Here is a 23,705-nt window from a genome sequence, read left to right as displayed (position 1 = left end):
TCAGCTCAGGTCGTAGGTGGTGCGCTTGCCGAAGAACCTGACCTGCGCCAGCGTGACCAGCAGGATGACCCCGAACAGCAGCATCGACAGGGTCGAGGCGTAGCCGAAGTCGAACTGCTTGAACGCCGTCTCGTAGATGCGGAAGTTGAGCACTTCGGTGCTCTGGCTGGGGCCGCCGTCGGTCATGACGTACACGGTGTCGAACACCTGGAAGGCGCCGATCAGGTTGGTCACCATGACGAAGAACATCGTGGGGTTGAGCAGCGGCAGCGTGATGCGCCAGAACCGCTGGGCGGGGGTGGCGCCGTCGGTGGCGGCGGCGTCGTACAGCTCCTTGGGGATGCCCTGGAGGCCGGCCAGGAAGAACAGCATGGTGTAGCCGGTGTGCTGCCAGACGTTGACCAGCGCGATCGCGGGCAGCGCCCAGGCGGGGTCGGACAGCCAGTCGGGGCCGGTGACCCCGGCCAGGCCGAGCAGGCTGTTGAGCGCGCCGTCGCGCGGGTCGAAGATCCAGTTCCAGACCAGGCCGAGGACGATCGGGGTGGCCATCCACGGGATCACGAACAGCGAGCGGTACAGCCGCAGGCCCTTGACCTTGCGGTCCAGCAGCAGCGCCAGCACCAGGGCCAGCACGGTCTGCAGCGGGATGCACAGGACGACGTACAGGAGGGTGACCCCCAGCGCGTGCCAGGTCTCGCCGTCGCCGGCCAGCTTGCGGTAGTTGTCCAGCCCGGCGAACGTGGGCTCCGACAGCAGCTCCCAGTTGAAGAAGCTCAGGACCAGGACGATGACGACCGGCAGCAGCAGGAACGCCACGACCCCGAACAGGCTGGGCCCGATGAACAGGTAGGCGTGCCAGCCGCGGGCGCGCCGGCGAGGCTTGTCCGGCGCGTCCCGGACGGCGGCCCGGACGGACTGGGTGATCACGACGGGTCCGTGGCGGTGGGGACCAGCAGGCGGCGGGTGGTCTCCAGCCCCCAGTCGTCGAGCGCGGCGATCGGGTCGCTGGAGCCGCGCAGGCCGCCCGTGGCCCCGATGTGCGCCGCCCACTCCTGCCGGGCCTCCACCTCGGGCCGCACGATGAGGCAGTCGGGGTCGTTGACCCACCAGCGGGCGTGCAGGAACTCGCGCGCCGCGCCGGTCAGCCGGGCGCCAAGCTGGGAGGGCTGGCTGATGTCGCCCGATCGGGGGTGCAGGGTGGGGGCGATGTCGGGGCTGACCCGCATGATGTCCACCAGCCCGATGCTGGGCAGCATGGGCGCGCCGCAACCGTGCAGGGTGGCCCGCGGGCCCGCGCCGCGCCGGACGAGCTCCAGCCCGCGCCGGTAGGCCGCGATCGGGTCGAGGTCCTCGTGGCGGCGGCCGGCCAGCGCGCCGGCGTAGAGGTAGTCGAGCTTGAAGTGGGTGATGCCCATGGCGGCGAAGGTGCCGAAGACGTGGGTCAGGTGCTCGGCCGCGCCGGGGTGGGTGACGTCGAGGACGGCGAGGTCCTGGTTCCACATGCGGCCCGCGTACGCGCCGTCCACCAGCCAGTCGGGGTGCTCGCGGTGGAGGCGGCTGTCGTGGCCGACGAGGAAGGGGGCGGTCCAGATCCCGGCGCGGCGGCCGGAGCCGGTGACGGCGTCCAGGGCGCGGGCGAGTGAGCCGAAGCCGGGCCGGGGGTCCAGCCAGTCGCCGATGCCGGCCTCGTAGCCGTCGTCGATGAGGAACATGTCGGTGGGCAGGGCGTGCCTGTCGGCCAGCGCCAGGTTCTCCAGGACGTCGGCGTCGGTGACCTTGTCCCAGTAGCCGTACCAGGTGCACCACATGGGCGGGACTGGGGGGAACGTCCTGGGTTCGGCCAGGTCGTCCGCCCAGGCACGCAGGGCCCGGCCGAGGTCGCCCTCGACGCGGTGGTGGCGTACCGGGCCATCGGCGGAGATCACCAGGCGGTCGCCCTCCCGGCGGGCCCGGACGGAGGGCACCTGGAGGGGGCCGGGCGCGCTCCACAGCTCGACCGCGCCGTCGCCGGTCTCGACGGCCAGCAGCCCCTCGCCCTGGAAGACGCCGTCGGGAACGGGGGTCTCGGGCCGGTAGGCGAGGATCTGGATCGTCTCGTCGGCGGGTCTGGGCGGGAGGTCCCCGAGGCCGTAGGCGCCGGTGGGGCTCCACGACTGCCAGCCGTGCTCGAAAACCCGCGCCCGGGCCTGGTCACACCTGATCTCGCCGACGTCAACGAATGACATCAGACCTCATCTCTCTCAACTTACGAAGGAGCACTTCATTAGTAGCACTGGCCCTTTCGGAGGGTCAACGCCCAATTTCTAGGCGTTTGTACGAGATGCGGCCTCCGGCCGGCCCCTGGCATAATCTCTGCTTACAGAGGAGACCTACGTTAAGGACGGCGATGGCGGATCTACGCGGCGGCGACCTGTCACGGCTGCGACAGCTCAACTCGCTGACCGCCATCCGGGCGCTGCGCCGGGCCGGCCCGCTCACCCTGTCGGCGCTGGCCGAGCGCACGGGGTTGTCGCGGCCGTCCATGAAGGAGGTCACCGGCGAGCTGATGGACCTGGGCTGGGTGGAGGAGGTTCCGCCGAGCCCCGGCTCGATGGGCCGGCCGGCCCGCCGCTACCGCTTCCGCGCCGACAGCGGCTACCTGGTGGGCGTGGACGTGGGCGGCCACAACGTCCGCGCGGCCCTGGCCGACCTCGACGGCGAGATCCTGGCCGAGACCCGGCAGCCGGTGCTGCCTGACGCGCCGCTGGAGGACCGCCTGGCCGCCATCGAGCGGGCCGTCTCCGGCTGCCTGGCGCTCGGCCGCGTCCCGGTGTCCGACCTGTGGACGATCGCCGTCGGCACCATCGGCGTGATCGACATCGAGGGACGGGTCATCTACTCGGCCGCCGTCCCCTCCTGGCGCGACCTCGACCTGGCGAGCCGGATGCGCGAGATGTTCCCCTGCCAGGTGCTGATCGAGAACGACAGCCGCCTGGCGGCCATGGCCGAGACCCGGCGGGGCGTCGCCCAGGACGCCAGAGACGTGGTGTTCCTGCACGTCGGCAGGCGCATGGGCGCCGGGCTGATCATCGGCGGCAAGGTCCACCGGGGGTTCGGGGCGGCGGCCGGGGAGATCTCCATGCTGCCCGAGGCCCGCTGGTTCGACGCGCCCGAGCACCTCAACTCGTGCGCGGTCGTCCCCGAGGGCACGCCGCCGGAGGACGCGGCCGGCTGCACCCTGGCCGCCGCCAGGAACGGCGACCCGGTCGCACTGGAGGCCGTCGGGCGCTACCTCGACGACCTGGCCATAGGCGCGGCGGCCATGGTGCTCGTCCTCGATCCGCAGGTCGTGGTGCTGGGCGGCGGGTTCTCGCGGTCGGCGGACGTGCTGCTCGGGCCGCTGCGCGACCGGCTGGAGCGGCGGTGCATGCGCATGCCGGAGGTGCGGGCGTCCACGCTGGGCGACGAGTGCGTGGTGGCGGGCGCGATCGACTACGCCGTCGACCATCTCGACGACCAGCTCTTCACCCCCGAACGCGGCCCGCTCCCGCTCACCCGCTGAGGGTTCGTTGCACAATTCCTGCAATCGGTTGTTGCAGAAATAACGACACCACCAGGCAGAACGCCGAGCGCGTTTGCAGTTTTACCTGGACGTATTGACCTTTCCCCGGTGTGAAGCCACTGTTACTGCAACCGGTTGGCACCAGCTCGCGCGGCACACCCCCCTTCCACTCCTCCATCGAAACGGAGCTGGACGTGCGTAAGAACCAACCCTTGGCGACAAGGCTGGCGGTCGTGCTGACCACCGGCCTGCTCACCGCAGGCGGCCTGGTCGCCGTGCTGAACACGCCCGCCTCGGCGGCCCCCGCCGGCGGCGACTACACGCTGGTCAACGGCGGCAGCGGCCTGTGCGCCACCGTGCCGGGGCAGAGCACCGGCGACGGCGTGCAGCTCGCGCAGAACGCCTGCGCCGAGGCCGCCGGGCAGGTCTTCACCCTCACCGCCGCCGGGAGCGGCTTCCAGGTCAAGGCCGCGCACAGCGGCAAGTGCGCGGGCGTCCGCGACGCCTCCACCAGCGCGGGCAAGGCCGTGCAGCAGGAGACCTGTACGGGCGCCGCCTCCCAGACCTGGCAGCTCACCGCGTCCGGCGGCGCGTACCGGATCGTCAACGCCAACGGCGGCAAGTGCCTCAACGTCAAGGACAACTCCACCTCCCCGGGCGCGCTCCTGCAGCAGAACTCCTGCGACTCGGCCGCCACCAAGCAGTGGACGCTGAAGCCCGCGGGCGGCGGCCCCACGACCACCCCGACGGCCACCCCGACCGTCACGCCCACCGTCCCGCCGCCCACCGGCGCCCTGTACGCGTCCCCGAACGGCAAGGACGGCGCGGCCGGCACCCAGTCCGACCCGACGACGCTCACCTCCGCCATCACCCGCGTCGCGGCGGGCGGCACGATCTACCTGCGCGGCGGCACGTACGCCTTCTCCCAGACGGTCACCATCGCCCCGGGCAACAACGGCACCGCCTCGGCCCGCAAGAAGCTGTCGGCCTACCCCGGCGAGACCCCGGTGCTGAACTTCGCGGCCCAGAGCGAGGACCCGGCCAACCGCGGGCTCGCCGTCAACGGCTCGTACTGGCACCTGTACGGCATCACCGTCGAACGCGCCGGCGACAACGGCATCTTCGTCGGCGGCAGCGGCAACATCATCGAACGCTCGGTGACCCGGTACAACCGCGACACCGGGCTGCAGCTCTCCCGGATCGCCTCCGACACGCCGCAGAGCCAGTGGCCGTCCGGCAACCTCGTCCTGAGCACGGTCTCGCACGACAACGCCGACTCCGACGGCGAGGACGCCGACGGCTTCGCCGCCAAGCTCACCGTCGGGCCCGGCAACGTCTTCCGCTACGCGGTGTCCCGCAACAACATCGACGACGGCTGGGACCTCTACACCAAGACCGAGACCGGCCCGATCGGCCCGGTCACCATCGAGGACTCGCTGTCGTACGGCAACGGCACGCTCAGCGACGGCAGCCAGGCCGGGAACGGCGACCGCAACGGCTACAAGCTGGGCGGCGAGGACATCAAGGTCAACCACGTCGTCCGGCGCAACATCGCCTTCCGCAACGGCAAGCACGGCTTCACCTACAACCGCAACCTCGGCACGATGTCGGTCACCGGGAACGTCAGCATCGACAACACCGAGCGCAACTTCTCCTTCGACGGGGGCACCTCGGTGTTCCGCGACAACACCTCGTGCCGCTCGGGCAGCGGCGGCAACGACAAGATCGTCGGTGACGCCGACGCCTCCAACCAGTTCTGGTCCGGCTCGAACGGCTCCCGCTGCTCCGCCTACGGTGGCGCCCTGAACTGGTCCTTCGCCGCGGACGGCCGCCTGGTGGTGACCTTCGGCGGCGTCCCGGTCGCCCCCGCGGGCTGACCGGCGGCCCCACAGGTCCGGGACCCGCGCCACGGGTTCCGGGCCTTCGCGCGCCGGTGGGGTAAACGAGGCGGAAGTGGAAAAGGTGGCTTTGTGAGGGCCTCGCGGTGAGGCCGCTGCTTCCCGTACGAAGAAAGAGGAGACGCCATGCCGTCTTCTGCCCTGCACCGTTCCATCCAGGTCGCCGAGCCCGGCGGCGCCATGGCCCAGACCCCGGCGCGGACCCGCGAACCGGGCCCCGGCCAGGTGCGGATCACCGTCGAGGCGTGCGGGGTGTGCCACTCCGACGCGCTGATCCTCGGCGGCGCGATCCCGGGCACCGCCTTCCCCGTCACGCCGGGGCACGAGATCGCCGGACGCGTCGAGGCGATCGGCGACGGCGTCGCGGGCTGGTCCGTGGGCGACCGGGTGGCGGTCGGCTGGTACGGCGGGAGCTGCGGCCACTGCGACGCCTGCCGGCAGGGCGACGGCGTGCTCTGCCCCGAGCTCCAGGTGCCGGGCGCCGCCTACCCCGGAGGGTTCGCCGACTCCGTCGTGGCGCCGGCCGTCGCCCTGGCCGCGATCCCCGACGAGCTGACGGCGGTGCAGGCGGCGCCCCTGGCCTGCGCGGGCGTGACCGTGTTCAACGCGCTGCGGCGCAGCTCGGCGCGGCCGGGCGACACCGTCGCGATCCTCGGGCTGGGCGGCCTGGGGCACCTGGGCGTGCAGTTCGCCGCGCAGATGGGCTTCGAGACGGTCGCGATCGCGCGCGGCGGCGACAAGGAGCCGCTGGCGCGCGAGCTCGGCGCCGCCCACTACATCGACGGCGCCGCCGAGAAGGTGGCCGACGCGCTTCTGGCGCTGGGCGGGGCCAAGGTGGTGCTGGCGACGGTGACCAGCTCGGCGGCGATGTCCGGCACGATCGACGGGCTGGGCCGGCGCGGCGAGCTCATCACCGTCGGCATCGACACCGACCCGCTCGTCGTCACGCCGCTGCAGCTCGTCGGCGGTGCCCGCCGGGTCTACGGGCACGCCTCCGGCATCGCCGTGGACACCCAGGACACCATGAGGTTCGCCGCTCTGAACGGCGTGCGGGCGTGGACGGAGGAGGTGCCGCTGGAGGAGGCCGCTGCGGCGTACCAGCGGATGTTGTCCGGGCGGGCCCGTTTCCGCATGGTCCTGACCACCGGCAACTGAACGGCGGGGAGCCATGACCGAGTCCTACGACCCGGGCCGCACGGCGGTGCTGCTGGTCGATCCGTACAACGACTTCATCTCCGAGGGTGGCAAGGTGTGGCCGCGGCTCGGGCCGGTGGCGCAGTCGATCGGCCTGCTGGACAACCTGCGGGCGGTGATCACCGCGGCGCGCGCGGCCGGGGTGCTGGTGGTGTTCGTCCCGCACCGCCGCTGGGAGCCGGGCGACTACGAGAGCTGGGCCCATCCGAACCCGACGCAGCTCGGCATCCGGCAACGGCACACCTTCGCCCGCGGCTCCTGGGGCGGGGAGTTCCATCCCGACCTCCAGCCGCAGGAGGACGACGTCGTCGCCCACGAGCACTGGGCGCAGAGCGGCTTCGCCAACACCGACCTGGACCTCCGGCTCCGGCAGCGCGGCGTCACGCACGTGGTGGCCGTCGGCGTGCTGGCCAACACGTGCGTCGAGTCCACCGGACGGTTCGCCATGGAGCTGGGCTACCACGTGACGCTGGTGCGCGACGCGACCGCCGCCTACCTGCCGGAGATGCTGCACGCCGCGCACGAGCTGAACGGGCCCACCTTCGCCCACGCCATCCTCACCACCGAGCAGCTGGTCACGGCCTTCGCATGCGGCTGAGCCGGGGCGGCGGCGTGGGTGCGGGTGGGGAGCGGGCGGCGGGCGCGGTCAGCGGGCGGCGGGGCGGGTGGACGTCCAGTAGGACCGGGTCATCTCGGCGGCCAGGCCGATCACGACGAGCCCGATGATCCCGTGGTACCAGCGCCAGCCGACGCCGATGCCGACGAACCCGTCCAGGATCATGATGCCCGCGCCCCCGCCGACGGCCGCCAGCATCACGGCCAGTACGGCGAGCACCGCGCCCCTCGGCAGCCGGCGGCCCACGGCGGTGACGGTGGCCAGGACGACGCACGCCCCCAGCACCCCGGAGGCCGCCGCGAACCCCTGCGCGAGGGACGCGTCCAGGAAGTAGCCCGCGGCCTCGGCCGCCGGCACGGGCGGCCCACCGGGGAACCCGAGCCTGCCCTGCACGGCGAAGACGGCCTTGCCCGCCGCGTACCCGAGCATCAGCGCCGCCAGCCCGTACGCCGGCCACCGCCGCGGGCGATGAGAGTCAACCATGCCGGCCACGCTAGGCACCCCCCGCCGCGCACCCCTCCCCCACACGCGCGACCCCCCTCCCCCACCAGAGGGACCCCCCTCACCCCCTCCACCCGAGGAGCACCGCGCTGCCGCCGTCCGGACCGGCTCCTACCGCCGACAGGGCAGCGCTCCATTCGACAGCCGGAATTCATGCCATTTTTCTTCCGGAAATTCACGGCTATCGTTTCGCCATCTCACGGATTCAATGTCCGGACATTTCCGTTTCCGGCGTTAATTCATTCCTATGGAGGTGGCTTCATGCCCGCAGGGCTGTGGAGAATCGCGGGCGCGCTGGCGCTCGCCGTACCGCTCGCCACGGCGCCCCCCGCCGTGGCGAGCGCGGCGGACCCGCCGTCGGTGGTGATCGACTCCTCCGAGTCCGCCCCCGGCCTGGTACGGCTGACCGGCCGCTTCACCTCCGCCTACGACGTGTCGGTCGTGCTGGACGGCGAACGCATGGAGCGGGCCAAGGTCACCGACCCCGACGCCGACGACAGCGGAACCTGGTCCTACGACCTCGACACCAGCGCCCTGGACGGCGAGATCGAGGTCTACGCCAAGGCCACGGCCGCCGACACCCGCTACGGCACCTGGTCGCCGCCGCTGACCCTGCGCGTGGACAATCCGCAGGCCAGGGCCCCGCGCGTATCGATCGCCGAACCCGCCGACGGGGCCCGGCTCACGCGTCCCACGCCGGTCCGGGTGGACGTGTCCGGCGCGGACGTGCGCACGGTCCGGGTCCGTGTCAACGGCGGCCCCTGGCGGCGCGCCGCCGGCGGGGCAGGACGCTACGTCACGCTGGTGAACCCGGCGCGGTACGGCGACGTCATGGCGAGCCTGGAGGCGGAGGCGGTCGACGCGCGCGGCCACGTGTCCAGGTCGTCCACCACGTACGTGGCGCTCGGGGCGGCGAGGAAGCGGGCGGCGGTGCCGCACCGGCAGGACCGGGCGATGTGGATCTGGGAGAAGGCATCCTACAACCTGGTGCTCAACCCGGGTTCGCGCCGCCTGCTGGAGACCGTCCTGCCCGCCGGATCGACGCTCTACCTGGGCGTGGACACCTACGCCGGGCGCGACCTGATCGAGGACGCGCGTCCGGAGCTGCGCGACCTGGTGGCCTGGGCGCACGGCCGGGGGATGAAGGTGCACGCCACCGTGGCCGGCGGGACCCGGCCGCCGTACCTGGGCGCGCTGTCCCGCTACCGCGAGCGCGCCGTCGGGGAGATGGAACGGGTCCTCGACTTCAACCTGTCCTCGAAGCCGGAGGAGCGGTTCGACGGGATCAACGTCGACATCGAGCCGTACAGCCTGCCCTGGTTCACCAGCGGCAAGCCCGACGTGCAGATCCAGTGGCTGGACACGCTGCGCGCGATGATCGCCCGCCGGGACGCCTCCGGGCAGCCGCTGCTGTTCGGCCCGGCCGTGCCGCGCTGGCTGGACACCTCCGCCTGCTGCACCGGCATCACGTACGGCGGGACCACCCGCACCATGGCCGAGCACATCCAGGACCTCAGCGACTACATCGCGATCATGGACTACCGCGACCAGGCGGACGGCGGCGTCGGCATCATCGCGCAGGCGGCCGGCGAACTGGCCTACGCCGAGCGCATCGGCAAGCCGCTGTCGGTGGTGGTCGGCGTGGAGACGCTGGACATCGCGACCAGCGGCGACCCGTCCAGCATCACCTTCCGCGAGGAGGGCAGGGACGCGCTGGAGGCCGAACTGGGCAAGGTCTCCCAGGCGTTCGCGGGCAGCCCTGCCTTCGCCGGGATCGCGCTGCACCACTACGACTCCTACCGGGAGCTGCCCACGGTCTGGGGCCCCTCGGCCAGGTGGCCCGCCCCGCCCGCCGACTCCGGGCCGCCCACGGGCGTGGCCTCGCCGCCGCGGGCCGTCGCGTTCGACCACGCCACGGTGGACCTGACGTACGGGCGGGCGCTGGACGACACCGAGGTCGCCCACTACGAGGTGCACCGCTCGACCGAGCCGGGCTTCACCCCCGGCCCCGGCACGCTCGCCGGGAAGGCGCGCGGCCTCACCCACACCGACACCGGCCTGCTGCCCGGCACCGCCTACCACTACCGGATCGTGCCGGTGGACGTGGCCGGGCACCGCGGCCCGGCCTCCGACCCGGTCACCGTGACGACCGGCGCGACCGCCCTGCGGCCCATGGTCGTGGAGTCGATGGCGGTGACGGTGGAGGGCGGCGCGGCCCGCGTACGGCTGCGCGTGGTGGACAAGGAGAGCGGGCAGCCGGTGGCGGCCACGGTGCGCGGGCGGTTCACCTTCTCCGCCGGCCGCTACGTGACGGTCACGGCGGGCGCCGACGGCTGGGCCACCGCGACGTCGGAGGCGCTGAAGCAGCCGACCGGCGAGGTCGGCTTCGCCGGTCACCGCCTGACCGCCGCCGGCCACTACTGGGCCGCCGCCTACGACCGCGACAAGGACGTCACGGCCCGCTGGTGACCCCGAAAGGGAGGGAATTCATTCCTCATATGCCACTGATAACGGAGTGAATTTAGGGTTGACATTACTTCGGAATAGCGAGAAGAATCCCGTTATGGAGCCACCTGAAGGAATGAATTCCCTCCCCAGGGGAAGGCGATTCCGCACCCTCGCGGCGCGCCTGCGGCAGGAGATCGTGCAGGGCCGCTGGCCGGTCGGCGGCAGGCTGCCGACCGAGTCCGAGCTGGCGCAGACCTACTCGGTCGGGGTCAACACCGTGCGCCGCGCGGTCGACCTCCTGGTCGAGGAGGGGCTCGTCCGGCGCCGGCAGGGGTCGGGCACGTTCGTGACCAGCTCCGTCACCCCGGGGGCCAGGCCGCGTCTCATCGGCGCGCTCGTCCCGTCGAACACCTACTACTTCCCGCAGGTCGTGCAGGGCATCGAGCGGGCGGCCACCGCCGCCGGCGTGCAGCTCGTGCTGGCCTGCTCCAACTACGACCCCGACGTCGAGGCCGGGCAGATCCAGCAGCTCGTCGACGTCGGCGTGGCCGGGCTGCTGCTGGTGCCCAACCTGCACCTCACCGCCGACCCCGACGCCCACCTGGCCCGCCTGCGCGGGCTGCCGGTGCCGTACGTCCTGGTGGAACGCCGGCCGGCCGACCCCCGCCCGGCCGACCCGACCTCCTACGTCTGCACCGACGTGCACGGCGGCGGCTACGCCGCGGTGCAGCACCTGAGCGAACTCGGCCGGGGCCGGATCGGCTACCTCGGCCGGATCGGCACCGCCAGCTCCGAGCAGGTCTTCGCGGGATACCGCCAGGCCGTCGCCGACCTCGGGCTTCCGGAGATCCCGGAGGCCGTGGCCCGGCAGCCCGTCTGGACCGGCCCCGACATGCTGGCCTACGCCAACACGCTGGTCACCGAGAAGGTGCGCGCGGTGGTGTGCCTCGGCGACCGCGAGGCCACCGCGCTCCTGCCCTACCTGCGCCGGGTCGGCCTGACCGTGCCCGACGACATCGCCGTCGTCGCCTACGACGACGAGGTCGCCGACCTGTCGGAGGTGCCGCTCACCGCGGTCTCGCCGCCCAAGGCGGAGGTCGGCCGCATGGCGACCGAGCTGCTGCTGCGCCGGATCGAGCTCGGCGCCGCCGCCCCGGTCTGCCGGGTCGTGCTGCAGCCCCGCCTGGCCGTCCGCGCCTCCTGCGGAGCCGCCTCCGGCAGCCTGGTCGAGGTCCGCGTCCCGACCTGACGCCGGCGTTCCCCTCACCCCCCTTCCCCCCTCTTCGTTCCTGTTGGAGGACCCAATGAGAGTGCGCGTGCTCGCCGCTGCCGCGGTGGCCGTCCTCACCGTGGCCGGTACGGCGTCGTGCGGCGGCTCGGCCGACGACTCCGGCGCCGTCACCCTGAAGCTCGGTTTCTACGCCGCCGCGGGCGACCCGGCCGACACGACCATGCGGCAGCTCGTCAAGGAGTTCACCGCCGCCAACCCGTCGATCAAGGTGCAGCTCGAGGTCGCGCCGTACGTCAAGTTCTTCGACCGGCTCAGGACGCAGATCGCCGGCGGCCAGGCGCCCCAGCTGTGGCTGTCGGACGGCGTGCTCGTGCAGGAGTTCGCCGCCCGCGGCGCGCTGGCCGACCTGAGCGACCGGGTCAAGACCGTCAACGCCGCCGACTACTCCGGCATCGACCTGAACCGCGACGCCCAGGGCCGGGTCTTCGGCTTCCCGCAGGGCGCCCAGACCCCGGTGCTCTTCTACAACAAGAAGATGTTCGCCGAGGCCAAGGTCGCCGAACCGACGGCCGAGTGGACCTACGACGACCTGGCCGCCGCGGCCAAGAAGCTCACCAAGGACGCCAACGGCGACGGCAGGCCCGACACCTACGGCTTCCGCGCGTACTCGCCGGGGTTCACCGAGAGCTGGTGGCCCATCGTCAAGGCGTTCGGCGGGGACGTCGTCACCGACGGGGGCCGCAAGGTCGTCGTGGACAGCCCGCAGTCCACGGCCGGGCTCGACTGGATGCTGCGCGCCATGGGCAAGGACGGCTTCGCCCCCGACTACGTGACCACCGAGGCCATGGGCAAGGGCGTCGTGCACACGCTGTTCGCGACCGGCCGGGTCGCGATGTCGTACGGCATCTACGCCCGCACGCTTCCCGCGGTGAGCGCCGGCGTCGACTTCGGCGTGGCGCCGCTGCCCAAGGGCCCGGCCGGGCGCGGCAACGTCGCGATCGTCAACTCGTGGGTGGTCAGCAAGGCCGCCTCCCCCGCGCAGGCCGACGCGGCGTGGAAGTGGATCACCTTCTTCTCCGGCGAGGGCCCGCAGCGCAAGTGGGCCGAGCTGGGCGAGGCGATCCCGATCAACAAGAAGGTCGCCGCCACGGCCCTGCCCGCCGACCGCGGCCCGGTCTTCCTGGAGTCGCTCGACGCGGCCACCGACCTCGGCACCAACGCCGTGTGGTCGGAGTACACCGAGGCCCTGGCCAAGCGCATGAACGAGGCCCTGTCGAACGCCACGCCGGTCGCCACCGCGCTCCAGACCGGGCAGAAGGAGGCCCAGGAGGTCATCGACCGCTTCTACGCCGGGAAGACGCAGTGACGGTGCTCACCAGGCGTTCCGGGCAGGTGGCCGCCGAACAGCGGCCGCCCGCCCGCAGGCGGCGCTCGGGCGAGCGGGCCTGGGCCTTCGCGTTCGCCTCGCCCTACCTCCTCCACCTGGTCGCGCTGGCCGCCTGGCCGCTGCTGGCCTCGCTGTTCTTCAGCATGACCGAGTACGACCTGATGTCCCCGCCGAGGTTCGTCGGGTTCGGCAACTTCACCCGCCTGTTCGGCGACCCGGTCTTCTGGCGCACGCTGGGCAACACCGCCTACTTCGCGGTGCTGTTCGTGCCGGCGCAGACGGCGCTGGCGCTGGCCCTGGCGGTCGCGCTCAACCAGCGGCTGCGCGGCATGGCGCTGTTCCGGGCGGCCTACTTCGTCCCGGTCGTCTCCTCGTGGGTGGTCGTCGCCTATGTGGCCGACGCGGTCTTCAACCCGCAGACCGGCATCGCCAACCAGGTGCTCGGCCTCCTCGGGCTGCCGGCCGAGAACTGGTTGCAGGATCCGGCGCTGGTGATCCCCACGCTGGCGGCGGTCGCCGTCTGGAAGGGCGTCGGCTACATGGCGGTGCTCTTCCTGGCGGGGCTGCAGGCCATCCCCGAGGAGCGCTACGAGGCGGCCAAGATCGACGGCGCGTCGGCCTGGAACCGGTTCCGGTACATCACCCTGCCGGGCATCTCCGGCACCACGTTCCTGGTGCTGGTGCTCACCTCCATCGAGACGCTGCAGTCCTTCGAGCAGGTCTTCGTGATGACCGACGGCGGGCCGCACGGCGCGAGCGAGCTGACCGTGCTCTACCTCTACCGGCAGGGTTTCCAGTTCTTCCAGATGGGCTACGCCTCGGCCGTGGCGTGGGTGCTGTTCGTGCTGGTGCTCGCGCTGACCCTGGTGCAGTTCCGGCTCCAGCGCAGGTGGGTGCACTATGCGTAAGACCGTCTCGTACGTGCTGGTGCTGGCGGGGGCGGCGGTCATGTTGCTGCCGTTCGTCGCGGCGCTGGGCAACTCGCTCAAGAGCTTCGCCCAGTACATCCAGGTGCCGCCCGCGTGGATCCCCGACCCGGTCCAGTGGGACAACTACGCCGAGGTGTGGCGGCGCACGCCGTTCGGGCTCTACCTGGTCAACAGCCTGGTGATCGCGGTGCTCGCGGTCGCCGGGAACGTGCTGACCAGCGCCATGGTCGGGCACTCCCTGGCCAGGATGCGGCTGCCGGGCAAGCAGGCGCTGCTGACGATGGCCCTGGGCACGATGATGTTGCCGACCGTCATCACGATCGTCCCGAACTTCCTGCTGTTCCGCTCGCTGGGCTGGCTGGACTCGATGCTGCCGCTCATCGTGCCGTACTGGCTGGCCACGCCGATCGGGATCTTCCTGATGCGGCAGACGTTCCTCGGCATCCCCAAGGACTTCGAGGAGGCGGCGGGCCTCGACGGCGCCAACCCCTGGCAGGTGTTCTGGCGCATCCACCTGCCGCTGGCCAAGCCCGCCCTGGCCACGCTCGCGGTCTTCACCTTCACCACCTCGTGGAAGGCCGTGCTGGAGCCCACGATCTACCTCACCTCGCCGGAGAACTACACGCTGCCGGTCGGCGTGCTGAGCCTGAAGGGGCAGTTCGTCGGCAACGACCAGCTCGTGACGGCCGCGGCGATGATGAGCCTGCTGCCGATGCTGGTCGTGTTCGTGCTGGCCCAGCGTTACTTCGTCCGCGGAACCATGTCCGCGGGTCTCAAGGGCTGAGATCAGGCCCTCCGTCCGATCCGGAAAGGAAATCGTGACCACAACATCCGGGCTGCGCCTGGGCGTCATCGGCGCGGGCACCATCGCGGAGTTCCACGTGGCCGCCGCCCGCCAGAGCGCCGGGCAGGTGAAGGTCGCCGCGGTGTGCGACGTACGGGCCGAGGCGGCCGAGAAGCTGGCCGCCGAAGCCGGCGCCCGCGTCTTCACCGACCACCGGGCGATGCTCGACGCGGGCGGTCTCGACGCGGTCGTGATCACCGTGCCGCACGCGCTGCACGCCCCGATCACCCTCGACGCCGCCGCGGCCGGGCTGCACGTGCTCGTGGAGAAGCCGATCGCCACCACGCGCGAGGACGCCGTCCGCATGATCGAGGCGTGCCGGGCGGCCGGCGTCGTGTTCGCGGTCGGGCACGTCCTGCGCTTCGTCCCGATGCTGCGCGCGGCGGCCGGGTTCCTCGCCTCGGGCGAGCTCGGCCAGGTCGTGGTGGCCGCCGAACGGCGCACCGCCGACTACGCCGACCCCTCGCGTCCCCGCTGGTTCCTCGACGCCGACATGGCCGGCGGCGGCATCGTGCTCAACGTCGGCACGCACAGCATCGACAAGCTCCAGATGCTCGTCGGCTCGCCGATCGTCGAGGTCACCGCGCACGTCGCCGGACCCGCCGGCGGGTCGGTGGAGACCGAGGCGGTCGCCCTGGCCCGGCACGCCGACGGCACCCGTTCGACGATCTCCGTCACCGGCACCGGCCTGCCGTTCACCGACGAGGCGGAGATCGTGTGCGGCGGGGGCGCGGTGCGCATCAGCCGCGGCGAGGGCGTCTGGTCCTTCCGGGGCGGCATCGCCACCCAGGTCGCCGCGCCCGGCATCGGCGAGATGGCCACCGCCTTCGCCGCGCAGCTCGCCGACTTCGCGCGGGCCTGCGCCGGCCGCACCACCCCCGAGGTCACCGCCGAGTACGCCCTGTCGGTCCTCGACGTCGCCCTGGCCGTCTACGAGTCCGCCCGCCAGGGTTCCACCGTCACAGTGAAGGGACAGTCATGAACCCGCTCGCGTTCAGCACGCTCGGCATGCCGGGCGCACCGGCCGAGGAGGTCATCGCCACCGCCTCCCGGTACGGCTGCGCCGCCGTCGAGCTGCGCTGCGCCGATGGTGAGATCATCGCGCCGGACACCCCCGACGGCGAGCTGCGCTCGATCGCCCGGACGTTCGCCGCCGCCGGGATCGGGATCGTCGCCGTGTGCTCCTACGTCCGCGTGGCCCGGCCGGACGGCGACCCGGTGGCCGAGGTGCTGCGCCACGTCGAGATCGCCGAAGCGCTCGGCTCGCCGTTCGTGCGGGTCTTCGGCGGGGTCGAAGGCCAGGACGACCCGGCCGCCGCCGCGACTCGGAGGCTCGCGGACGTGGCCGGGCGGCTCCCGGGCAACGGCGTGGACGTGCTGCTGGAGACGCACGACGTGTTCCTGACGGGCCAGGCGGTCGCCGGGGTGCTGGCCGCGGTCGGCTCGCCGCGCGTCGGCGCGCTGTGGGACGTGGTCAACCCGTGGCGGGCGGGCGAGAGCCCCGCGGCCACCGCGGACGCGCTGGCGCCGCACCTGCGGCACGTGCAGATCAAGGACGCGGCCTCACCCGCCGACCTGGCGCCCGTGCTGCCGGGCAAGGGCGCGGTGGGCGTGCCCGCCGTGCTGGCCGAGCTGGACCGCATCGGGTACGCGGGCGTCCTGGCGCTGGAGTGGGAACGCGCCTGGTACCCCGACGCGGCGCCCGTCGGCGAGGCCCTGACCGCCTTCCGAACGGTGCTGGGACGATGATCCCCCTGGCCGCCTCGGCGCGTCCGGGGGAGGGAACGTTCCAGCCGGGCGTGGGCGCGCCCGTACGCGGGCCGCACGCCGCCCTGGCCAGGGAGCTGCTCGGACCGGCCACCGGCGGCGACGCCCCGGGCGAGATCGAGCTGCGCCTGGTGCCCGACCCGTCGCTCGGCGCGGAGGGCTACACCCTGGACGTCGCCCCGGAACGGGCCGTGATCTCCGCCGCGGACGTCGCAGGGCTGCGCTGGGGCGTGCAGACGTTGCGCCAGCTCGACGGCCCCGGCGGCGTGCCCTGCGGGACCGTGCGCGACGTGCCCAGGTACGCCTGGCGCGGCGTGATGATCGACGTGGCCCGCTGGTGGCGCCCGATGTCCTTCCTGCGCTCGTACGTCGACCTGCTGGCGCTGCACAAGTTCAACGTGCTGCACCTGCACCTGACCGACGACCAGGGCTGGCGGTTCGAGGTGCGCGGGCATCCGCGGCTGACCGAGGTCGGGGCCCGCCGCGCCGAGTCGCCGGCCGGGCACGCGCGCGAGGGCCGGTTCGACGGCACCCCGCACGGCGGCTTCTACACCCAGCGGGAGCTGCGCGACCTGGTGGACTACGCGGCGGCGCGCGGGGTGAGCGTGGTCCCCGAGATCGAGTTCCCCGGCCACTCGCAGGCCGCCATCGCCGCCTGCCCGTGGCTGGGCCGCCCCTCCGGGACGCCCGTCCGGGTGCGTACGTCGTGGGGCATCTCCTCCCACGTGCTCAACGTGGGCGACCGGGCCGCCGGGTTCGCCCGCGACGTGCTCGACGAGCTGTGCGACGTGTTCCCGTCCAGGTACGTGCACATCGGCGGGGACGAGGTGCGCGGCGAGGAGTGGGCCGCCGACCCCGAGGCCGCGCGGCGGGTCGCCGAGGCCGGGCTCGACGGGCCGCGGGCCCTGCTCGGCTGGTGGGGCCGGCTCCTCGCCGGGCACCTGCGCGGGCTCGGCCGCCGCGCGGTGGCCTGGGACGACATGCTCGACCACGACCCGCCCGAGGACATGGTGATCATGGCCTGGCGGGGCGTGGACCGCGTCGAGGCGGCCCTGCGCGCCGGGCACGACGTGGTCGCCGCGCCGCACACGCACACCTACCTCGACTACGCCGAGTCCGACGCCCCGGGCGAGCCGGTCAGCATCTCGGGGCCGCTCCCCCTGGAGACGGTCTACGGGTACGACGCCGGCGAGTCCGTCCTCGGCATGCAGGCCCAGCTCTGGGGTGAGTACCTGCCCACCAGGGAACGCCTCGACTACAACGCCTTCCCGCGCCTGTGCGCCGTGGCCGAGGCGGCCTGGTCGGCGGGCCGCGACCTGGGCGGCTTCACCCGGCGGCTGGCCGGCCACCTCCCCCTGCTGGACCGGCTGGGCGTGGCCTACCGGCGACCCGAAGGAGCCGCGCGTGTTCACCTCTGAGCAGGAGCTGGAGGACCGGCTGGCCACCCCGTCGGCCGCGCTGACCGCCGACGTCGCCGGGCTGGACGGCGACCTCGTCGTGCTCGGCGCGGGCGGCAAGATGGGGCCGAGCCTGGTCCGGCTGGCCCGGCGCGCCCTGGAGGCGGCGGGTCGCGGCTCGGCCCGCGTGTACGCGGTGTCCCGCTGGTCGGACGGCCGGGCGGCGCGGGCGCTGGCCGACGAGGGCGTCGAGGTGGTCGCCCACGACCTGATGTCCGGCGGCGACCTGGCCGGGCTGCCCGACGCGGCGAACGTCGTGTTCATGGCGGGCGCCAAGTTCGGCACGTCGTCGGCGCCGTACCAGGCGTGGGCGGTCAACGCGGCGCTGCCGGCCGCCGTGGCCCGGCGCTACCGCGACTCGGCGATCGCGGTGTTCTCCACCGGCAACGTGTACCCGCTGGTGGACGTGGCCGGCGGCGGCAGCGCGGAGGAGGACCGGCCGGACCCGGTGGGCGAGTACGCGATGAGCTGCCTCGGCCGGGAACGCGTCTTCGAGCACGCCGCCGCGGCGTACGGCACCAGGGTCGCGATCCTGCGCCTGAACTACGCGGTGGACCTGCGCTACGGCGTGCTGGCCGACCTCGCGGCCACCGTGGCGGCGGGCGAGCCGGTCGACCTCACCACCGGGCACGTCAACGTCGTGTGGCAGGGGTACGCGAACGAGGTCGCGCTGCGGTCGTTGCGCCACGCGCGCGCCCCGGAGGCGTTCACCCTGAACCTGACCGGCCCGGAGACCGCCTCGGTGCGCCGCACGGCGGCCCGGCTGGCCGCCGCGATGGGGACGGAGGCGTCCTTCGCCGGCGTCGAGAGCGGCACCGCGCTGCTCAACGACGCCTCGCGCTGCCACGGCCTGTTCGGCTACCCGGACGTGCCGCTGGACACCCTGATCGCGTGGCAGGCCGCCTGGCTGTCGCGCGGGCTGCCCCTGTCGGGCAAGCCGACCAAGTTCGCGGTACGCGACGGGAGGTTCTGAGATGTCGATCGGCCTGCTGCGGGAGGGTACGGTCATCCCCGCCCACCCGCTGGCGCTGACCTCCGGGCGCGTCCTGGACGAGCGCCGCCAGCGCGCGCTCACCCGCTACTACCTGGCCTCCGGGGCGGGCGGCGCGGCGGTGGCGGTGCACACGACGCAGTTCGAGATCCGCCGGGCGGGGCTGCTGCGGCCGGTGCTGGAGCTGGCCGCCGAGGTCGTGGCCAAGGAGGCGGGGCGGCCGTTCGTCATGGTGGCGGGCGCGTGCGGCCGGACCGCCCAGGCCGTGGCGGAGGCGGAGCTCGCGGCCTCGCTGGGCTACCACGCCGTGCTGCTGTCGCCGCAGGTGCCCGGCGCGGGCGAGCCGGAGCTGCTGGCGCGGGCCAGGGCGGTGGGCGAGGTGCTGCCGGTGATCGGCTTCTACCTTCAGGAGGCGGTGGGCGGACGGCGGCTCGGCCCGTCGTTCTGGCGGTCGCTGAGCGAGCAGGAGTCGGTGGTGGCGATCAAGATGGCGCCCTTCGACCGGTACCGCACCGTGGACGTGGTCAAGGCGGTGGCGGCGTCGGGCCGCGACGACATCGCGCTCTACACCGGCAACGACGACAACGTCCTGGCCGACCTGCTCGCCCCCGTCGCGGGCCGCCGGATCGTCGGCGGGCTGCTCGGCCAGTGGGCGGTGTGGACGCGGGCGGCGGTGCTCATGTTCGAGGAGGTCCGCCGGGCGTGGGCGGGGGACGACGAGGTCCTGCGTTCCCTGCTGGCCCGCGCCGGCGACCTCACCGACGCCAACGGCGCGGTGTTCGACGTGGCGGGCGGGTTCCACGGCTGCATCGCCGGGGTGCACGAGGTGCTGCGCCGCCAGGGCCTGCTGGCCGGCACGTGGTGCCTGGACCCGGGTGAGGGGCTGTCGCCGGGGCAGGCCGGGGAGATCGCGCGGGTGAGCGCGGCCTATCCGTGGCTGGTGGACGACGAGTTCGTCGCCGCGCACCTGGACGACTGGCTGCGCTGAGACGACGACCGGGGCCGGGACACGCGTCCCTGCCCCGGTTCCCGCGCGTCAGACGGTCCAGTGGGCCGTGGACAGGGCGCGGACGGCGTCCTCGTCCACCTCGACGCCGAGGCCGGGGCCGGTGGGCACCAGGGCCGTCCCGTCCGCGACCTCCACCGTCTGGCCGCCGACGTACGCCGAGCGCACGAACTGGCGGCCGTTGAGGTCGACCGGGGTGTCCACGCCGAAGGCCGCGAACAGGTGCAGCGAGGCGGCGAACCCCAGGTCGGTGTCGGTCAGCCCCGAGCCCATGATGCGCAGCCCGGCGTCCTCGGCGAGCTGGCAGAGCCGGCGCGACAGCGTCAGCCCGCCCGACCGCTGCACCTTGGCGATGGCGATGTCGACGGCGTCGAGCTTGACGAACGTGGCCAGGTCGGTGGGGTGGCGCAGGCTCTCGTCCAGCGCGACGGGGAGCGGGCTGTGGTCGCGCAGGCGGCGCAGCCCGGTGACGTCGTTGGCGGGCAGGGGCTGCTCGAACGCCGTCACGCCGAGGTCGGCGAGCCGGCGTGCCATGCGCAGCGCGCCGTCCACCGTGTAGCCCTGGTTGGCGTCCACCCACAGGGGCGCGTCGGGGGCCGCCTCCCTGACGGCCGCGACGACGGACAGGTCCGTCGCCTCGTCGTGCAGGCCCACCTTGACCTTGAACGCGCGGTAGCCCTCCGCCCGCCCCTCCTCGACCGCCTGCCGCACCTCGCCGGGCGTCTGACCGGCCACGATCCAGCCCAGCGTGATCCGGTCGAGGCGGCGCTGGCCCCAGAGGACGCCGACGGGCACGCCGAGGGCCCGTCCGAGCAGGTCGTGCAGCGCGATGTCGAGCGCGGACTTGGCGATGGGCGAGCCGATCGTCAGCCCGCGGTTGATCGCCTTCTCGTAGGCCGCGCAGGCGCCGTCCAGGTCCCAGGCGGGGCGTCCGACGAGGGCGGGGGCCAGGTAGCCGGCGATCGTCGTCGAGATCGTCTCCACGGTCTCGTACGTCCAGGCGGGCGTCGGCGTGGCCTCGCCCCAGCCGGTCACCCCGCCGGCCGTCACCTTGACGAGAACCCGCTCGGCGGGCCTCCCCTCCGTGGTGACGTTTCCTCCTGAAATGCTGAACGAACGGATGGACGGCAATTGCACGACGAATATATCGACACGCTCGACGACCAGCGATTTCATCATTCTCCAACGAGCAGGAATTCATGCTTACCGCAGCATTTGAGCCTCCCGAATCTAGCATGCCGGAATTGATTCACGAATCAATGGCAGGAATTCATGCCGCAAATGCCGGAGCCCTTTCGCCGACGCCCTGACCTCCCGGTACGACGAGATCGCGGACTACGACCGGGCGAACCCGCCGGTCACGGGTCGGTGCCCTGGGAGGCGACGTGGTCCTCGTCGAAGATGTCACCCGCCGAGATCACGATGCGCGGGTCGGGCACGCCGACGACCTCGTCGTCCTTGTCGTCGTAGCCGAAGAGGCTGAGCACGTGGCGCATGGCCTCCAGCCGGGCGCGTTTCTTGTCGTTGCTCTTGATGACGGTCCAGGGCGCCGACTCGGTGTCGGTGTGCAGGAACATGTCTTCTTTGGCCTGGGTGTAGTCGTCCCATTTGCGGAGGGAGGCCAGGTCCATCGACGACAACTTCCACTGCCGTACGGGGTCCACCTGGCGGATGATGAACCGGGTGCGCTGCTCGGCCCGCGAGACCGAGAACCAGAGCTTGACCAGGTGCAGCCCCGAGTCCACCAGCAGGTCCTCCAGCCGGGGCACCTGCTCCATGAACTCCAGGTACTCGTGCACGTCGCAGAAGCCCATGACCCGCTCGACCCCCGCCCGGTTGTACCAGGAGCGGTCGAACAGCACGATCTCCCCGTTGGCCGGCAGGTGGGCGATGTAGCGCTGGAAGTACCACTGGCCGCGCTCGCGCTCGCTCGGCTTCTCCAGGGCGACCACCGTGGCCCCCCGCGGGTTGAGGTGCTCCATGAAGCGCTTGATCGTGCCGCCCTTGCCGGCCGCGTCGCGCCCCTCGAACAGCACCACCAGCCGGCGGCCGGTCGCCTTGATCCAGTACTGCAGCTTGAGCAGCTCGATCTGCAGCAGCCGCTTGTCCCGCTCGTACACCTCCCGGGACAGGCGCTCGTCGTAGGGGTAGTGCTGCCGCCAGGTGTCGACCGGGCGGCCGTCGGCGCGCACCAGCACCGGATCGTCGTCGTCGCCGTCGTCCACCCACAGTCCGGGGGTGGTGTCGAGCAGTTCGCTGTGCTCCGCGGCCGCCAGGGGGGCGAGGACCACGGGCTGCTCGTCGTCCGGACCGGTCATGCGGTCCGCGACCGGATGTTCGCGTTCATGGCATCCTCTCTTCACCGGACGCGGCGGGCTAATCGTGCCGGCGCTCCCGGAATTCGCCCGGCGGCGGCCCGTTCAGCTCGTGGCGCCCAGGTGCCCGCGCACCTGGGCGAGCAGGTCGTGCGGCAGGGGGGCGTAGCCGTACAGGGCCAGATAGGACTGGCCGGCGTCGCTGGAGGTGTAGTCGAGGAAGGCGCGCACCAGCGGGTCCGCCCGGCCCGCGCAGACGATCTCGTACGTGACCTGGACGATCGGGTAGGCGCCTGGGACCGCCCGCCGGTGGTCGAAGGCCAGCACCAGCCCGCCCTCGCGGCTCGTGACCGTGGCGCCCTGAAGGGCCTTGCTGGCGCTCTCCGGCGAGAGCGTGACGAACTCGCCGGCGGCGTTGCGCACGTCCGCGGTGCTCAGGCGGGCGCTGCTGGCGAAGCCGTACTCCACGTACCCGATCGAGTTCTGGGTGTGCTGGAGGACCTGGGTCATCCCGCTGGAGCTGGTCACGCCCTGGCCGACGCCGGTCCACGTCCTGGACGGCTGGTGCGGCCAGCCGCCGGTGGCCCGCAGGAACTCGGTGAGGTTCTGGGTGGTGCCGGACTGGCCGGAGCGGCGGAAGACGTGGATGCGGGTGCCCGGCAGGCCGTGGCCGGGGTTGTCGGCGGCGATCTCGCGGGCGTTCCACTTGGCGATGCGCCCGGTGAAGATGCCGGTCAGGGTCGCGGGCGACAGGCGCAGGGCGGGTACGGAGGTCAGGTTGTAGGCCACCGCGACCGGGGCGACGACCATCGGCAGGTGCTCGGCCCGGCTGCCGCAGCGCCGGTCGGCGCGCGCCTGCTCGTCCGGGGTCATCGGCACGTCCGTGCCGGCGAACGCGCTGCGTCCCGCGATGAAGTCCTCGATGCCGAGGTCGGAGCCGTTGGCCTCGTAGGTGACGCGTAGTTCGGGGTGGACGCGGTGGAACTCGCCGATCCAGGCGTCCATGGCGCCCTTCTGCGCGGTGGAGCCCGAGCCGCGCAGCCACGCGACGACCGGCTCGGGGGCGGACCCGTCCTCGCTGCTCATGCTCAGGAACACGGCCCCGGCCGCGGCGGCGGCCCCGGCGACCAGAACGAGCACGGTGACCAGGACCGACTTGGCCGTCCATGTCAGCCTTGCCATTGCACAAGGTTATGAACCGGTCGCGTCCGGACGCGTCATCCGGGGGTCAAGCCCTCGGACATGAACGGTTACCTTGTCGCCAAGCCGGCCGGCCGTCCCGTACCGCTCGGACATGTTCACCGCATGGACATCGGCCGGACGGAAAGATGTCCGGCGAGACGTACAGGGCCGTGTCCCGCGATGTGCTTCTCTGCCCGATTCGTTCCATATGGGGGCGTCATGCACTCCTCGTCCAAGCGGCGCCTGGCGGCACCGGCGGCCACACCGGCGCCGACGTCCCCGTGACCGCCGCGGGCCCGCTGGCCGAGCAGTTCACCGGCAAGCACCCCAACACCCACGTGCACGAGGTGCTCTCGCAGATCCTCACCTCGCGCCACTGAGCCCCGCGGGCGCTCAGC

Annotated in this window: 20 protein-coding genes; 14 read left to right on the top strand and 6 right to left on the bottom strand. The window is 72.7% G+C overall.

From position 1 onward, the window contains the following. Both ACIHAD_RS21710 and ACIHAD_RS21705 read right to left on the bottom strand, forming a co-directional pair. Complete coding sequence (locus tag ACIHAD_RS21710) at positions 1-927, bottom strand: carbohydrate ABC transporter permease (RefSeq protein WP_397356341.1); 927 nt, start codon at positions 925-927, stop codon at positions 1-3. After that, on the bottom strand, positions 924-2,225 hold the full coding sequence (locus ACIHAD_RS21705; protein WP_397356340.1) for a glycoside hydrolase family 36 protein: 1,302 nt from the start codon (positions 2,223-2,225) through the stop codon (positions 924-926). Before ACIHAD_RS21705 ends, ACIHAD_RS21710 begins: the two co-directional genes overlap by 4 nt. Before the next feature lie 161 nt (positions 2,226-2,386). On the opposite strand from ACIHAD_RS21705, the gene ACIHAD_RS21700 reads away from it, so the two are divergent. The 4 genes from ACIHAD_RS21700 (at position 2,387) to ACIHAD_RS21685 (ending at position 7,231) form a co-directional block, all read left to right on the top strand. Then, positions 2,387-3,541: an ROK family protein gene (locus ACIHAD_RS21700; protein WP_397356339.1), complete on the top strand. Its 1,155-nt coding sequence runs from the start codon at positions 2,387-2,389 to the stop codon at positions 3,539-3,541. Between the two features lie 212 nt (positions 3,542-3,753). Then, positions 3,754-5,418 carry an RICIN domain-containing protein gene (locus ACIHAD_RS21695; protein ID WP_397356338.1) on the top strand — a complete coding sequence of 555 codons (1,665 nt, stop codon included), beginning with the start codon at positions 3,754-3,756 and terminating at the stop codon, positions 5,416-5,418. A gap of 147 nt (positions 5,419-5,565) precedes the next feature. Then, positions 5,566-6,594 carry an alcohol dehydrogenase catalytic domain-containing protein gene (locus ACIHAD_RS21690; protein WP_397356337.1) on the top strand — a complete coding sequence of 343 codons (1,029 nt, stop codon included), beginning with the start codon at positions 5,566-5,568 and terminating at the stop codon, positions 6,592-6,594. Positions 6,595-6,607: 13 nt separating this feature from the next. Beyond that, on the top strand, positions 6,608-7,231 hold the full coding sequence (locus ACIHAD_RS21685) for a cysteine hydrolase (RefSeq protein ID WP_397356336.1): 624 nt from the start codon (positions 6,608-6,610) through the stop codon (positions 7,229-7,231). 48 nt (positions 7,232-7,279) lie between these two features. Here the strand turns inward: ACIHAD_RS21685 and ACIHAD_RS21680 are convergent, their stop codons facing one another. Next, a complete protein-coding gene (locus ACIHAD_RS21680; RefSeq protein WP_397356335.1) occupies positions 7,280-7,732 on the bottom strand; it encodes a hypothetical protein in 453 nt (150 codons plus the stop codon). Between the two features lie 279 nt (positions 7,733-8,011). Here ACIHAD_RS21680 and ACIHAD_RS21675 point away from each other — a divergent pair, with 279 nt between their 5' ends. The 10 genes from ACIHAD_RS21675 (at position 8,012) to ACIHAD_RS21630 (ending at position 19,792) form a co-directional block, all read left to right on the top strand. Beyond that, a complete protein-coding gene (locus tag ACIHAD_RS21675; protein WP_397356334.1) occupies positions 8,012-10,219 on the top strand; it encodes a hypothetical protein in 2,208 nt (735 codons plus the stop codon). 112 nt (positions 10,220-10,331) lie between these two features. Next, positions 10,332-11,447, top strand: a complete 1,116-nt coding sequence (locus ACIHAD_RS21670) for a GntR family transcriptional regulator (protein WP_397356333.1) — start codon at positions 10,332-10,334, stop codon at positions 11,445-11,447. A gap of 55 nt (positions 11,448-11,502) precedes the next feature. Beyond that, the gene (locus ACIHAD_RS21665) at positions 11,503-12,795 is read left to right on the top strand and encodes an ABC transporter substrate-binding protein (protein WP_397356332.1); all 1,293 of its coding nucleotides are present in this window, start codon (positions 11,503-11,505) and stop codon (positions 12,793-12,795) included. After that, positions 12,792-13,724 (top strand): carbohydrate ABC transporter permease, encoded by a 933-nt coding sequence (locus tag ACIHAD_RS21660; RefSeq protein ID WP_397356331.1) that lies wholly within the window; start codon positions 12,792-12,794, stop codon positions 13,722-13,724. The genes ACIHAD_RS21665 and ACIHAD_RS21660 overlap by 4 nt, the downstream gene beginning before the upstream one ends. Then, on the top strand, positions 13,717-14,529 hold the full coding sequence (locus ACIHAD_RS21655) for a carbohydrate ABC transporter permease (protein ID WP_397356330.1): 813 nt from the start codon (positions 13,717-13,719) through the stop codon (positions 14,527-14,529). Before ACIHAD_RS21660 ends, ACIHAD_RS21655 begins: the two co-directional genes overlap by 8 nt. Before the next feature lie 34 nt (positions 14,530-14,563). After that, positions 14,564-15,571: a Gfo/Idh/MocA family protein gene (locus tag ACIHAD_RS21650; protein ID WP_397356328.1), complete on the top strand. Its 1,008-nt coding sequence runs from the start codon at positions 14,564-14,566 to the stop codon at positions 15,569-15,571. Then, entirely contained in the window at positions 15,568-16,338 is a 771-nt protein-coding gene (locus ACIHAD_RS21645; RefSeq protein WP_397356327.1) for a sugar phosphate isomerase/epimerase family protein, read from the top strand. The genes ACIHAD_RS21650 and ACIHAD_RS21645 overlap by 4 nt, the downstream gene beginning before the upstream one ends. Further along, positions 16,335-17,774, top strand: coding sequence for a beta-N-acetylhexosaminidase (locus tag ACIHAD_RS21640; RefSeq protein ID WP_397356326.1), 1,440 nt, complete (start codon positions 16,335-16,337; stop codon positions 17,772-17,774). The genes ACIHAD_RS21645 and ACIHAD_RS21640 overlap by 4 nt, the downstream gene beginning before the upstream one ends. After that, positions 17,761-18,786 carry an NAD-dependent epimerase/dehydratase family protein gene (locus ACIHAD_RS21635; protein ID WP_397356325.1) on the top strand — a complete coding sequence of 342 codons (1,026 nt, stop codon included), beginning with the start codon at positions 17,761-17,763 and terminating at the stop codon, positions 18,784-18,786. The genes ACIHAD_RS21640 and ACIHAD_RS21635 overlap by 14 nt, the downstream gene beginning before the upstream one ends. 1 nt (position 18,787) lies before the next feature. Beyond that, positions 18,788-19,792, top strand: coding sequence for a dihydrodipicolinate synthase family protein (locus ACIHAD_RS21630; RefSeq protein ID WP_397356324.1), 1,005 nt, complete (start codon positions 18,788-18,790; stop codon positions 19,790-19,792). 48 nt (positions 19,793-19,840) lie between these two features. On the opposite strand, the gene ACIHAD_RS21625 is transcribed toward ACIHAD_RS21630, so the two are convergent. The 3 genes from ACIHAD_RS21625 to pstS form a co-directional block, all read right to left on the bottom strand. Next, positions 19,841-20,989 carry a mandelate racemase/muconate lactonizing enzyme family protein gene (locus ACIHAD_RS21625; protein ID WP_397356323.1) on the bottom strand — a complete coding sequence of 383 codons (1,149 nt, stop codon included), beginning with the start codon at positions 20,987-20,989 and terminating at the stop codon, positions 19,841-19,843. Between the two features lie 179 nt (positions 20,990-21,168). Then, on the bottom strand, positions 21,169-22,128 hold the full coding sequence (gene ppk2, locus ACIHAD_RS21620; protein ID WP_397356321.1) for a polyphosphate kinase 2: 960 nt from the start codon (positions 22,126-22,128) through the stop codon (positions 21,169-21,171). A gap of 102 nt (positions 22,129-22,230) precedes the next feature. Beyond that, on the bottom strand, positions 22,231-23,307 hold the full coding sequence (gene pstS / locus ACIHAD_RS21615) for a phosphate ABC transporter substrate-binding protein PstS (protein WP_397356320.1): 1,077 nt from the start codon (positions 23,305-23,307) through the stop codon (positions 22,231-22,233). Positions 23,308-23,705: the final 398 nt, after the last annotated feature.

Source organism: Nonomuraea sp. NPDC052265 (assembly GCF_044547985.1).
Classification (GTDB): domain Bacteria; phylum Actinomycetota; class Actinomycetes; order Streptosporangiales; family Streptosporangiaceae; genus Nonomuraea.
The sequence above is the reverse complement of the archived record's forward strand: the minus strand, read 5'-3'. Positions and strand labels throughout refer to the sequence as shown.